Annotated in this window: 12 protein-coding genes; 10 read left to right on the top strand and 2 right to left on the bottom strand. The window is 48.8% G+C overall.

All coding sequences use genetic code 11. From position 1 onward, the window contains the following. Nucleotides 1-3: 3 nt before the first annotated feature. The 9 genes from V7D78_RS00885 (at nt 4) to tilS (ending at nt 10,428) form a co-directional block, all read left to right on the top strand. Nucleotides 4-522, top strand: coding sequence for an OmpH family outer membrane protein (locus tag V7D78_RS00885; protein WP_333606534.1), 519 nt, complete (start codon nt 4-6; stop codon nt 520-522). Next, nucleotides 522-1,586: a UDP-3-O-(3-hydroxymyristoyl)glucosamine N-acyltransferase gene (lpxD, locus tag V7D78_RS00880; protein WP_333606533.1), complete on the top strand. Its 1,065-nt coding sequence runs from the start codon at nt 522-524 to the stop codon at nt 1,584-1,586. The genes V7D78_RS00885 and lpxD overlap by 1 nt, the downstream gene beginning before the upstream one ends. Before the next feature lie 3 nt (nt 1,587-1,589). Further along, a complete protein-coding gene (fabZ, locus tag V7D78_RS00875) occupies nt 1,590-2,045 on the top strand; it encodes a 3-hydroxyacyl-ACP dehydratase FabZ (protein ID WP_333606532.1) in 456 nt (151 codons plus the stop codon). Next, entirely contained in the window at nt 2,042-2,812 is a 771-nt protein-coding gene (lpxA, locus tag V7D78_RS00870; RefSeq protein WP_333606531.1) for an acyl-ACP--UDP-N-acetylglucosamine O-acyltransferase, read from the top strand. Before fabZ ends, lpxA begins: the two co-directional genes overlap by 4 nt. Then, nucleotides 2,812-3,975, top strand: a complete 1,164-nt coding sequence (lpxB, locus tag V7D78_RS00865; RefSeq protein WP_333606530.1) for a lipid-A-disaccharide synthase — start codon at nt 2,812-2,814, stop codon at nt 3,973-3,975. Before lpxA ends, lpxB begins: the two co-directional genes overlap by 1 nt. Continuing rightward, nucleotides 3,956-4,549 carry a ribonuclease HII gene (gene rnhB / locus V7D78_RS00860; RefSeq protein ID WP_333606529.1) on the top strand — a complete coding sequence of 198 codons (594 nt, stop codon included), beginning with the start codon at nt 3,956-3,958 and terminating at the stop codon, nt 4,547-4,549. The genes lpxB and rnhB overlap by 20 nt, the downstream gene beginning before the upstream one ends. A gap of 1 nt (nt 4,550) precedes the next feature. Next, nucleotides 4,551-8,021: a DNA polymerase III subunit alpha gene (gene dnaE, locus V7D78_RS00855; RefSeq protein WP_333606528.1), complete on the top strand. Its 3,471-nt coding sequence runs from the start codon at nt 4,551-4,553 to the stop codon at nt 8,019-8,021. A gap of 17 nt (nt 8,022-8,038) precedes the next feature. Further along, entirely contained in the window at nt 8,039-8,995 is a 957-nt protein-coding gene (gene accA / locus V7D78_RS00850; protein WP_333606527.1) for an acetyl-CoA carboxylase carboxyl transferase subunit alpha, read from the top strand. A 92-nt stretch (nt 8,996-9,087) separates the two neighbouring features. After that, nucleotides 9,088-10,428, top strand: a complete 1,341-nt coding sequence (tilS, locus tag V7D78_RS00845; protein ID WP_333606526.1) for a tRNA lysidine(34) synthetase TilS — start codon at nt 9,088-9,090, stop codon at nt 10,426-10,428. 19 nt (nt 10,429-10,447) lie between these two features. Here the strand turns inward: tilS and V7D78_RS00840 are convergent, their stop codons facing one another. Next, nucleotides 10,448-11,350, bottom strand: coding sequence for a GGDEF domain-containing protein (locus V7D78_RS00840; RefSeq protein WP_333606525.1), 903 nt, complete (start codon nt 11,348-11,350; stop codon nt 10,448-10,450). A gap of 144 nt (nt 11,351-11,494) precedes the next feature. After that, complete coding sequence (locus V7D78_RS00835; protein WP_333606524.1) at nt 11,495-12,640, bottom strand: patatin-like phospholipase family protein; 1,146 nt, start codon at nt 12,638-12,640, stop codon at nt 11,495-11,497. 118 nt (nt 12,641-12,758) lie between these two features. Here V7D78_RS00835 and V7D78_RS00830 point away from each other — a divergent pair, with 118 nt between their 5' ends. Further along, nucleotides 12,759-13,625, top strand: a complete 867-nt coding sequence (locus tag V7D78_RS00830) for a DUF3014 domain-containing protein (protein WP_333606523.1) — start codon at nt 12,759-12,761, stop codon at nt 13,623-13,625. Nucleotides 13,626-13,722 lie beyond the last annotated feature (97 nt).

Below are 13,722 nucleotides of genomic sequence, written 5' to 3'. Positions count from 1 at the left end.
ATGATGTTTAATAATTCTCTGACAAAAGCTGCAGTATTGTTGGCCGCCACACTGTTTATGGCTTCTACTGCCATGGCCAATACGGTCAAAATTGGTTTTGTGGATGTGCAAGCCGTTGCTGCCAGTATCCCTCAGTCTGCCACTATGCAAGAAACACTGCGCACCGAATTTGCTGCTCGCATTGAGCAAGTAAATCAACTGGAAACAGATATCGGTTTTAACATGGAAAAATTGCGTCGCGACGGCCCGACCATGAGTGAACAACAGCAGCAAGAGCTGGCAAAAAAGATTGGTGAACTGCGCCAGCAATATGAAACCCTGGCCCGGCCATTAGATGAGCAGATGCGTGCACGTCAAAATGAAGAGCGTAATAAAATTTTAGGTTTAATTAAAACTGCCATTGACGTGGTTGCTGAGCGCGAAAAATTTGATATCGTGCTCAATGCCACCTCTGCAGTATACGCCAAGCCACAATATGATATTTCAGATGCTGTTGCGGCCCAGGCCAGTAAAGCTAAGTAATGCAAGTGTTAACCCTGGTAAGCCTGGCTGAGCAGCTTAAGGCGCAATTAATTGGAGACGCCGCTTGCGGCGTCTCTGCCGTTGCCTCGTTAGAGCATGCTACCGTCGGTCAGATAAGCTTCCTGTCAAACAGTAAACTTCGTCATTATCTGGCCAACACTCAAGCTTCTGCCGTGTTGGTTAAGCAAGAAGATGTTGCTTTTGTGCCGCCCGGTGTCAATATCCTGGTGTTGGCCGATCCTTATGTAGGTTTTGCCAAAGTCGCCAGACTGCTAGATACCACACCTATGGCCGCTACAGCGGTACATCCGTCTGCTATAATTGATGCTGAAGCCAGTGTAGCGTCCACTGCCAGTATCGGGGCAAATGCGGTTATTTCTGCCGGTGCAGTGATTGCTGAACAGGTGCAAATTGGTGCTGGTTGTTTTATCGGTGAGAATGCTCAGATTGGCGCGGGTAGCAGGCTGTGGGCTAATGTTAGTGTTTACCACAATGTGGTCATGGGTAAAAACTGTACAGTGCAGAGCGGTGCCGTAATAGGTTCAGATGGCTTTGGTTTTGCCAATGAGCGTGGTCAGTGGCTGAAAATTCCGCAAACGGGTGCTGTTCGTATTGGTGATGATTGTGAAATTGGTGCCAATACCTGTATCGATCGTGGTGCTATTGAAGATACGGTTATTGGTAATAACGTGATTATTGATAACTTATGTCAGATTGCGCACAACGTGAAAATTGGTGATCATTCAGCCATAGCTGGCGCCACAGCGGTTGCGGGCAGTACTCAGATAGGCCGATATTGTGTTATTGGTGGTGCAGCCGTCATTAATGGGCACATTACTATCTGTGACGGTGTTCAAATCACTGGCATGAGTATGGTAATGAAGTCCATTACCGATAAAGGTGTGTATTCTTCTGGTATTCCAGCTACCGCAAATAGTGACTGGCGCCGTAATACCGCTAAAATAAGACAAATAGAGCACCTATACCAGCGTGTTAAACAGCTGGAAAAACATCTGCCGGCAGCTGATGCTGTCGAAGCAGGGTTATCGCCTACAGAGGATTAATTTTTGGCTAACCAACTTAATACCCTGCAAGTGCAGGACATTATGGCTTTATTGCCACATCGCTATCCCTTTTTACTGATTGACAGGGTGTTAGATTACGTTCCGGGTGAGTCTTTGACTGCACTTAAAAATGTCACTATTAATGAGCCGATTTTTACCGGACACTTTCCGGGTATGCCAATATTTCCTGGTGTTTTGATCCTTGAAGCTATGGCGCAAGCTACAGGTATTCTTGGTTTTAAAACGGTGACTGAACGTGATCCTAATGAGTTGTATTTGTTTGCCGCTATAGATGAAGCCCGTTTTAAAAAGCCGGTGGTGCCCGGTGATACTATGATAATTGAAGTAAAATTTTTAAAAGAACGCCGCAATATGTGGAAATTTTATGCTGAAGCTAAGGTTGAAGGGCAGGTGGTCTGCTGCGCTGAACTAATGTGTGCCAGAAGGGTAATATCGTGATCCATGCTACTGCTGTCATAGAATCTACTGCTAAAATTGGCAAAAATGTCAAAATTGGTGCTTTTAGTTATATAGGCCATGATGTCGAGTTAGGCGATGACTGTATTGTCGAGTCGCATGTAGCGATAAAAGGCCCGAGCATTATTGGTAAGGGTAACCACTTTTTCCAGTTTGCCAGTATTGGCGAAGCTTGCCAGGACAAAAAATACAAGGGTGAAGCCACCCAGTTGCTTGTTGGTGATTACAATGTGTTTCGCGAAGGCTGTTCGGTACATCGCGGCACAGTGCAAGATCAGGGTAAAACGATTATTGGCAGCCACAACCTCTTTATGAACACTACCCATGTGGCGCATGACTGTGTGATTGGCAGCCATATCATTTTCGCCAGTGGAGCTCAGGCTGCAGGCCATGTGCATGTGGGAGACTGGGCGATCCTGGGTGGTATGACTGGCGTGCACCAATTTGTGCATATAGGTGCTCATAGCTTCTGTGGTGGTGGCTCTATTGTACTAAAAGATGTGCCGCCTTATTTGATGGTGCATGGTGCGCCTTGTCAGCCGGCCGGTATTAACAGCGAAGGCTTAAAACGCCGGGGCTTCAGCCCTGAAGCGCTGTTGGAAATTCGTCGTGCTTACAAAGAAGTGTACCGCAAAGGGCAAACTGTCAGTGAGGCGTTAGCGGCGCTGACAGACAAAGCTGAGCAACTGCCAGAGCTGAAGGTATTTACCGATTTTATTGCGAATGCCAGTCGCGGTATAGTGCGGTAATGTCATCCAAACCGTCTTTACGTATTGCTATTATCGCCGGGGAACACTCCGGCGATATTTTAGGCGCTGATCTGATTAAAGCGTTGCAGCGGCATCACCCTGATGCAGTATTTTACGGCATTGGTGGCCCACGTATGCAAGCGCTTGGCTTTGATGCCTTGTTTGACATGGAAGAATTAGCGGTAATGGGCCTGGTAGAAGTATTAGGTCGGCTGCCGCGCTTATTGAAAGTAAAGCGCGATATAATAGCGGCACTATTGCGCGATAAACCGGATGTGTTTGTCGGCATAGACGCGCCAGATTTTAACCTGCCGGTAGAATTACAGTTAAAAAAAGCGGACATTAAAACCGTGCATTATGTCAGCCCTTCTGTTTGGGCCTGGCGACACAAGCGTATTTTTAAGATTGCTAAAGCCACCAACATGGTGCTGTCGCTGCTGCCGTTTGAAAAAGCCTTTTACGATAAGTATCAGGTGCCTTGTACCTTTGTCGGTCATACCATGGCAGACAATATGCCACTTGACGTGGATAAAGCCGCCGCCAAGGCAAGCCTGGGTTTAGACTCACAACAGCCGGTGCTGGCAATCATGCCGGGAAGCCGTAGTAACGAAATAAAACTGCTGGCCGGCGATTTTTTACTAGCCGCAAAGCAACTGCAGCAACAGATGCCCCAGCTGCAGTTGGTGACTAATATGGTTACCTTGGCTAAAGCTGAACAATTTAATGCTATTAAACAGCAGATAGCCCCGGAGCTTAAGATTACAACCTTTACCGGTCAGGCGCGTGACGTGCTGCTGGCTGCTGATGCCACCTTTATTGCCTCGGGTACCGCCACGCTGGAGGGGATGCTGGCAAAATGCTTAATGGTGGTCGCTTACCGGGTTAACTGGTTAACCTATCAGATTGGCTTACGCTTAGTGACGCTAAAACATTTTAGTTTGCCCAATTTGCTGGCAGACCGGGCGCTGGTCACGGAATTACTGCAACACCAGGTCACGCCAGACGCACTCTGTGCGGCGATGATGCCGTTATTGCAAACTGACAACACGGATGTTATCGCCGACTATCGGCGTTTGCACCAGAGCATCCAATGCCAAGCCAGTGAAAAAGCGGCAGAAGCTATACTTGAGGTTATTCATTCTGATGTTGTATCAACGACCTGACGTAAAACTGCTGTGTGGTGTCGATGAAGTCGGTCGCGGCCCTTTGGTCGGCGCTGTGGTCACTGCTGCGGTGATCTTAGACCCTTTGCGGCCGATAGTGGGCTTAACGGATTCCAAAAAGTTATCTGAAAAACGCCGGGACGAGCTAGCGCAGCTCATTAAGCAGCACGCTTTGTGCTGGGCGCTGGGACGGGCTGAGCCGCATGAAATTGATCAGTTAAATATCTTACATGCCACTATGCTGGCGATGCGCCGTGCCGTCGCAGCGCTGAGTATGACCCCTGACTGGGTGTTAGTAGATGGTAATCGTACTCCGGATTTTGGTCTGCCTGCCAGTAGCGTAATAAAGGGCGATTTATTGGTGGCGGAAATCAGCGCCGCTTCCATTTTAGCCAAGGTCGCGCGGGATGCCGAAATGCAGGCATTGCATCAGCAGTACCCGCAGTATGGTTTTGACAACCATAAAGGCTACCCAACAGCCGCGCATCTGCAGGCAATAGCCCAGCATGGCATTATTGACCAGCACAGACGCAGTTTTAAGCCGGTGCGTATGTTAGTTCAGCAGGAGCCATAACATGGCAGAACCGGCCTTTGTGCACCTGAGGGTACATAGTGACTTTTCCATGATAGATGGGGTCGCCAAAATAAAGCCGATTGTCAAAGCCGCCGCCGCAGCAGGTATGCCGGCGTTGGCGCTGACCGATCAGATGAACCTTTGTGGCTTGGTGCGCTTTTACAGTACAGCGCATGATGCCGGTATTAAACCGTTAGTGGGTGCCGACTGCTGGGTACGACATCCGTTGTTTCCGAATGAAGCCAGCCGGCTGTTACTGCTGTGTATCGATAACACCGGTTATCAAAACCTGACCATGTTGTTGTCAAAAGCGTATTTGCGCGGCCATGTTGATGGCAAACCGCAACTGGATCATCACTGGCTGGTTGAGCATGCTGCCGGCTTAATAGTGTTATCAGCCGGTAAAGATGGTTTGCTGGGTAAAGCGCTGCTTAAAGAAAACCCGCAGAGCGTAGCTGAGCTGCTCAGTTTTTATCAACAACATTTTGCTGAGCGTTTTTATCTGGAGCTGATACGAAGCGGCCGGCCTGATGAAGAGCGCTATATCCAGTTAGCGGTCAATTTAGCTGAGCAATACCAGCTGCCGGTGGTTGCCACTAATGAAGTGGTGTTTTTAACCCCTGACGACTTTGCTGCCCATGAAATCAGAGTCGCTATTCATGATGGGTATACGCTGGATGACAAGCGCCGTCCAAAAAACTATTCAGCTCAACAATACCTGCGCACTGAGGCAGAGATGCAGCAGTTGTTTGCCGATTTACCTGAAGCGCTTGAAAACTCGGTAGAGATTGCCAAACGCTGCAATGTTACCATCCGCTTAGGCGAGTATTTTTTGCCGGCCTTCCCTACTGGCGGTATGTCGGATGCGGATTTTCTGGTCTTAAAATCGCGCGAAGGCTTAGCGCAGCGGCTAGAGCAGTTATTTCCCGATCCGCAAGTGAGAGCACAACAGCGTGCGCCTTATGATGAGCGCTTAGAAATCGAACTGGGTGTGATAAACCAGATGGGTTTTCCTGGTTACTTCCTGGTGGTAATGGAATTTATCCAGTGGAGTAAAGATAATGATATTCCGGTAGGTCCGGGGCGGGGCTCGGGCGCCGGCTCATTAGTGGCTTATGCTTTAAAAATTACTGATTTGGATCCGCTGGAATTTGATTTACTGTTCGAGCGCTTTTTGAACCCGGAGCGGGTGTCGATGCCCGACTTTGACGTCGATTTTTGCATGGACAGGCGCGACGAAGTCATAGAACACGTAGCCCAGATGTATGGCCGTGAAGCGGTATCGCAAATTATCACCTTTGGTACTATGGCGGCCAAAGCCGTGATCCGTGATGTCGGCCGGGTGCTGGGCCACCCTTATGGCTTTGTTGATCGCATCTCTAAACTGATCCCGCCAACGCCAGGTATGACGCTGGAGCAAGCTTTTAAAGAAGAGCCGCGTTTACCTGAGCTCTACGCCCAGGATCAGGAAGTAAAAGATCTGATTGATATGGCACGGCAGTTAGAAGGGGTAACCCGCAATGCTGGTAAGCATGCTGGTGGTGTGGTTATTGCCCCCACCAAAATTACCGATTTTTCGCCGCTGTACTGTGACGATGAAGGCAATAATCCTGTCACCCAGTTTGATAAAAACGATGTGGAATATGCCGGCTTAGTCAAGTTTGACTTTTTAGGCTTACGCACCCTGACCATCTTACAGTGGGCGGTGCAAATGGCGAACAGCCGGTTGAGCAAAGAAGGTCGGCCGCTGATTAATATTGATAAAATCCCGCTGGTTGACAGAGCCAGCTTTGATTTACTGCAGCGTGCCGATACCACAGCCGTTTTTCAGCTGGAATCGCGCGGCATGAAAGACTTGATCCGCCGCCTGCAGCCGGACTGTTTTGAAGATATGATAGCGCTGGTGGCGCTGTTCCGGCCAGGCCCATTGCAATCGGGCATGGTGGATAACTTTATCGATCGTAAGCGGGGCCGCGAAGAAATCTCGTACCCGGATGCGACCTGGCAGCATGAATCGCTAAAGCCTATTCTGGAGCCGACTTACGGCATTATCCTGTATCAAGAGCAGGTGATGCAGATAGCCCAGGTGCTGTCTGGTTACTCCTTGGGCGGTGCTGACTTACTGCGCCGGGCTATGGGTAAAAAGAAACCCGAAGAAATGGCCAAGCAACGTGATACCTTTCAGGAGGGCGCAGCCAAAAACGGTATTGACCCTGAGCTGGCGATTAAAATCTTTGACCTTGTAGAAAAATTCGCTGGCTATGGTTTTAACAAGTCGCACTCAGCTGCCTATGCACTAGTGTCATATCAAACACTGTGGATGAAAGCGCATTTCCCGGCTGAATTTATGGCGGCGGTGATGTCGGCCGATATGGATAATACCGACAAAATCGTGACGCTGGTAGACGAATGCGAGCGCATGAAGCTGCAGCTGATGCCGCCGGATGTCAATAGCGGCCAGTATAAGTTTACCGTTAATTCAGAGGGCCAGATTGTTTATGGCATAGGGGCTATTAAAGGCGTTGGTGAAAGCCCGATAGAAGCTATTATTGAAGCCCGCCAGCAATATGGCCACTTTACTGATTTATTCGATTTTTGCGCTAAGGTAGACTTAAAGCGCTTAAACCGGCGGGTGATGGAAAAACTCATTTTATCTGGTGCCATGGACCGCTTAGGGCCGCACCGTGCAGCCTTAATGGCCAGTTTGGAAGAGGCGATGAAAGCTGCCGAGCAGCATGCCCGGGCACAGGCGGTAGGGCAGGATGATTTATTCGGCTTATTAAGCCCACAGCCAGAGCAAGCGGCGAAAAGCTTTAAACAGGTGCCAGCCTGGCCGGATGAAGTCTGGCTAGAGGGGGAACGTGAAACCCTGGGCTTGTATTTAACCGGCCATCCTATCAATCGTTATCTGGACGAGCTAAAACACTATGTGTCTTGCCGGTTAGTAGATTTGCAGCCGACCAAAAAAGATCAACTGGTCAGTGTCGCCGGGCTGGTGGTATCTGTGCGGGTGATGATTAACAAAAAAGGCCGGCGCTGGGCTATTGTTACGCTGGATGATAAATCGGCGCGGTTGGATGTGCGGTTTTTTACGGAGCAACTAGAGACATTTGAAGCACTACTACAAAAAGATCGGATCCTGGTGATCAGTGGACAGGTCAGCTTTGATGATTTTAATGGTGGCCTTACAATGTCCAGCCGCGACGTCAGCGAAATTACCGCGGTTCGGGAAAAAACCCTGAAATCTTTGAATATTACTGTACAATCGACGCAGATAGACCACAATTACCTGCAAAGATTACAACAGGCACTGGAAGAGTTTAACGCAGGTACTGTACCGGTTCGGCTATGTTACCAACGACCGGAAGGGCAGATAAGCCTGCAGCTAGGGACAGCCTGGTGGGTTACCCCCACGGACGCTTTGTTGCATCAGTTAAGACAATTAGCAACAATTGAACTGCAATTTAATTAATTAGGTAGTGATAGTCGATGATGCTGAATTATTTAGAGTTTGAGCAACCGATTGCTGAACTTGAAGCAAAAATAGACGAATTACGTAACGTCAGTCGCAATGGCGATTATGATCTTGGTTTAGAAGAAGAAATTAACAAGCTTAAAGAGAAAAGTCTGACGCTGACCAAGAAGATATTCTCTGAGTTAGGCGCCTGGCAGGTTGCGCAATTAGCGCGTCACCCACGCCGGCCCTACACGCTGGATTATTTACAGCATATTTTTACTGATTTTGATGAGTTAGCTGGCGACAGAACTTATGCTAATGACAATGCTATTGTCGCTGGTACTGCCCGTTTAGGTGAGCAGGCAGTGATGGTGATTGGCCATCAGAAAGGTCGTGACACTAAAGAAAAAATCCGTCGTAACTTTGGTATGCCGCGCCCGGAAGGGTATCGCAAGGCATTACGCTTAATGGAAATGGCCGAGCGCTTTAAGCTGCCGATCATTACCTTTATTGATACACCGGGTGCTTATCCGGGGATTGGTGCTGAAGAGCGGGGGCAGTCTGAAGCAATTGCCCGTAATCTCAAAGTCATGGCGGGTTTAAAAGTACCGGTACTTTGTACGGTAATTGGTGAGGGCGGCTCGGGTGGTGCCTTGGCTATTGGTGTCGGTGATAAAGTCAATATGCTGCAATACAGCACCTATTCGGTGATTTCTCCTGAGGGCTGCGCCTCTATTCTGTGGAAAAGCGCTGATAAAGCGCCATTAGCTGCAGAGGCGATGGGGATAACCGCAGGACGCTTAAAAGAGCTGGATTTAATTGATGACGTGATTGCTGAGCCTTTAGGTGGTGCGCATCGCTCGCCAGAGCAAATGGCGCAGTCGTTGAAAAAAATCCTGATCCGCGATTTGGAAAAACTGCAGCAATTAAGCACCAAAGAGCTGCTGGATAAACGCTACAAACGCTTAATGTCTTTCGGTTACTGCTGATTTACAACGACGTTAAAAACCAAAAAAACCAGCCTGCAGGCTGGTTTTTTTTTGCTACACTAGCGCCAGTGATTTTTTAACGACTTTGCATTATGAATGCGCCTTTACTCAGCCCTACGCTAATACAACAGAGCCTGCAGCAGCAGGGTGCGAAGCATCTGGTGCTGGCCTGCAGTGGTGGCTTAGATTCAATGGTGCTGCTGGATTTGCTGGCGAGCATGCCGCAGCGACAGCAGTTTAGCTTGCAGGTGGTCTATATTAACCATGGCTTACACCCGGATGCGGCAGAGTGGGGCGCCTTGGTAGAGCAGCAATGCCAGCAACATCAACTTAGTTTTAACCATGTAAAGGTGCAAGTCGCTAAAGGTGACAGTGTGGAAAGCGCGGCCCGTGATGCCCGTTACCAGGCCTTAGCCGCTTTTGTCACTGCTGCTGATAGCTATTTACTGACCGCGCATCACGCGGATGATCAAGTAGAAACTTTATTGCTGGCACTAAAACGCGGAGCGGGTGCCGCGGGTTTGTCCGGCATGGCGGCTTGCCGGCCTTTTGCCAATGGGCACTTGCTGCGTCCCCTGCTTGATGTTAGCCGGCAGCAACTAGCCGCTTATGCCCAAGCGCGACAGTTAGACTTTGTTGAGGATAGCAGTAATCAGGATTTACGTTTTGATCGCAACTTTTTACGTCATCAGATCACGCCGCTACTGAGTGCCCGCTGGCCGGCTTTTGTTAAAACGGCAGCGCGCAGCATGCAACAGCTGGCTCAATTGCAACAGCTGGCTGATGAGCTCGCTGAGCAGGGCTTGCAACAGTGTCTGGTACAACAACGCCCACCATCGCCGCTTTTTTTAACACGGCCTCTGTCAATCTGCATACTGCAAAGCTATCCCATGCAGCAACAGCAGCTTATTGTTCGTCGCTGGCTCAGTCTTTATCAGTTAAACCCATCGCAGCAATGGTTGCAGACGTTGCAATCAGACGTGATAGCTGCCAAAGCCGATGCCATGCCGCAACTACAGTTAGCGCAGTATCAGCTAAAGCGATTTAATGGCTGTTTATATCTGCTGATGCCAAGGGCGGAGCCAGCTGCTGGTCATTATGGGATCTGGGATGGTAGTAGCAGTCTCAATCTTCCACTGCAGTTGGGTACTTTACAGCTTAGCAGCAGTGAGCAAAACGGTGCTGTGGCATTTTTACGCCAGCCGGTTGATGTAGTGTTTGGCCAGTACAGTTTGCTGTTTAAACCGGCCGGTCAGCCGACCAAGCCACTAAAACAATGGTTGAAGTTGTGGCAGCTGGCGCCCTGGCAACGTAATGTGACACCGCTTTTGCTAGCCAATGGTCAGGTGCTGGCGGTAGCGGGGCAGGCGTCAGCCATCAGCGCTTTCGCAGCTGACAGCTGGCTTAGCTGGCAATTGCCTGAGCCTCATTAAAGCCATTTAGAGGCCCGGGTTAACTGTTTTGCCGAACGTTATTTTTGCCTGATTGTTTAGCCGCATACAAGGCTTGATCAGTGGCCATAAATAATTGATGAGCAAATTGCTCTGGTTGTAAGTGGCCCAGGCCTAAACTAGCGGTGACACCATAACGCTGACACAGATGATGCTGGTTAATGGCTTTAAGCAGACGCCGGGCAATTAAATCAGCACTGTCACTGTCTTCGGCCGACAGCACGACGGCAAACTCATCGCCGCCAAAACGGAACAAGCTGTCGGTAGCTCTGAGCGTATCGCGCATTGCATCGGCCACAGCGATCAGTACTTCATCGCCGATGGCATGACCATAATGGTCGTTAACCTGCTTAAAGTTGTCTAAATCTAATAGTATCAATACACAAGCATGCTGCCGGCGTTTGGCTAACTGTACAGCTTTATCAAAGCTGTCGTCAAAAAAGCGCCGGTTACCCAGGCTGGTCAGCGGATCTTTTAACGCCATTTGCTGTAATCGCGCTACCACTAACGCATTACGCAATGCAAACAACCATTCAGTTTCAAGCAGCAGCAATTCCCGCTGTAGCATAGGGCTAAAGGGATAATCACTGTGATATTGCAGCTGCGCCAAGCATTGCTGCTCTAACATCAACAAGCTTTTATGCTGATAGCTTGCCGGTTGTGAACCCATAGCCTGATGTTCACCCAGAGCAGTTTGTAGTTTAACACTGGCCAGCGGCATGATTTTGCCGGCAGCCATAGAGAACATATTCAACTGCTGTTGCACATCCAGCGTGGTTTGCAACTGGCTTAGCAGGCTACTGTCCGGACAGGGGCTAATGTCAGGCCAGGGGTAGCTGGGGGTCACAGTGGCATAACTTGGCGCAGCACTCAGTGCTACGTCCTGCAAAGGAATAAATTCCATTATCCGGTCCTGATGGTTAATCTTGACTGGTTAAAGCAATTTTTAAGCCATTATTAAATATTTTTATTTTTCAAGTGCTTACATTTAGTGTTGACGATGGTGATAGCGAAAAATAGCAACACTAGTCAAGGCTTTGACGCCTTTTTAGTGATCATCGGCAAGAAATTGCAGTAACGCATCCATTTGCGCTAAACCATCGTGATAGCCCAGTTCAATTAAGCGGCTGGTATAGCTTTGCTCAAACAGCAGGTAACTGGCCAGGCTTGAATCTGAATGTTGACGAATACCCATGGTTCGCAGCAGCGTACGAACCGCTAAGGGTAAGGATAAAAAATGCTCTGACGCCAGCTGATTAAAATTTTGGCTGGGGTTAATAATAAAGCTATCAACCGGTTTTAAGTCGGTTTTAATCTGATGTTGTTGTAACGTCTCTACGTTGCGGTTAATCCGTTGCATCCGTTCTAAATCAAAGTTCAGTGTATCGGTAAATACGGTATCAAGCAGATGGCCGGAGACGGTTGCCAAATCCGGATGGTGTAAAAGCTGATGTCGGGCAGCGGATTTACGCGGATCAGCCACACCTATAATTAAAATTTTATCTGCCCCCAAATGAATAGGCGCACTTAACGGCGCTAATTGATTAACAGAGCCATCACCAAAATATTGCTGGTGGATACGTACTGAAGGAAACATTATCGGAATAGCGGCCGAGGCCATTAAATGATGAACACCCAACAAGGTGCGCTGCCCACAGCGCTTAGCGCGGCGCCATTCGCTGGCATGATCGGACTGAAAAAAGGTAATAGAGTCGCCGTTGTTATAACACGAAGCGGTGACGGAAAAACTCGACAGATAGCCGTTCATAATATTGCGGTCAATGCGCTGTAAATCCAGAATGCGGGTTAGCAGTTGTTTCAGCGGCTTGTTATCAAATACACTGACCGGCTTTTTATTGGCGTAATCGGCTTGAAAGGCACTAAAAAAGCTACTGAGTAAATGCCAGCTTAGTCTGGGGTAGTCAGAGTAATACACCTGATTGGTATGAAAATTACGCCACACCGATTCAATTTTTTTTACGCCTAACTGAAAACAAGAGGCATAGCAGGCAATGCCAGCACCATTGATGGCTCCGGCCGATGTGCCACTAATGATCTTAAAGGGGATAGGGCTAGCCCTGGGATAATGTTCAGCTAAGGCTTTGAGCACCCCTACCTGATAGGCCGCTCTGGCGCCGCCGCCGGTAAGCAGTAACGCAGTTTTTTTTGCAGAAGGAACAGCGGGTTTGGCCATAATAAGGTTGAACTTTTCCAGGGGATTGCGTTCTTTAACTTAGTATATTGCTGATATTTCAAATTAATGCAATGCTAAATGTGTTTTGGGTTCATTCGATGTTGTCAGGTGGAGCGTTATGTCAGAGCAAGTGTCAGGAAAAGGGCAAACCGGCTATTACGCTGGCTTAGCGGCGGCCATAATAGTCGTTTTTATCGCCTTATGGTTTTTGTTATCAGGCCCATCATCGCAGCCTGCTCCCCCAGTCATTTTGCCTCTGCCTGAGCCTGCTATAGTAGAGCCTGAGGTAGCGCTGATACCTGAGCCACCAGCCATAGAGGTTGAGTTGCCAGAACCTGTGCCCCTGGCTGAGCCGACGCCACTTGCAACTGAACCTGTGGTAATAATTGAGACTCCCTTACCCAGTTTAGAGCAAGCAGACAGCGTATTAAAAGATGAATTACTGGCGCTAGACTGGCGCCCGGGGTTGGCTTCTTTGCTGGTGACAAAAGAGATGGTACGCAATTTTGTGGTGACGGTGGATAACCTGGCGCAAGGCCGGCTGGTGACTGAGCATGACGTGTTTAAGCGCCTGGAGCAGGGCTATCGAGCTACTGCTACCGAAGATGGCCGTTATCTGGCGCATCCTGCTAACACCGAGCGTTATGAACCTTATTTGTTGTTATTAGAAAGCGTCCCCCCAGCCCAACTTAAGGCGTTAAAGCAGCGCTATAAACCGCTTTTAGATCAAGCTTTTTCCGAGCTTGGCTATGAAAATCTGCAGTTTGACCAACGTTTGCAGCAGGCGATAGCGCTATTACTGGCTAGCCCTGAACTGCAAGAGCCAGCATTATTAGAACGGCCGTCGGTGTATTTTACCTATGCCAATCCACAGCTGGAGCAATTACCCGAGGCGCAGAAGCAATTACTGCGTTTGTCGGCTACTCAGCAACAACGCGCCAGACAGTTGTTAAAGCGTTGGCAGCAGACACTTTTTAATGACTAGCAGCAAGATGATAGCAATAGGTTGCCGAGAATATTTCATTTTGTTAAATCGTACTTGGACCCTGTAAGTTACTGATTTGATGCACTAGGCTGAAACT

This window comes from Arsukibacterium sp. (assembly GCF_036735525.1).
Lineage (GTDB): Bacteria > Pseudomonadota > Gammaproteobacteria > Enterobacterales > Alteromonadaceae > Alishewanella.
Note: the sequence above shows the minus strand (reverse complement) of the source record. Positions and strands in the feature narration are given on the sequence as shown.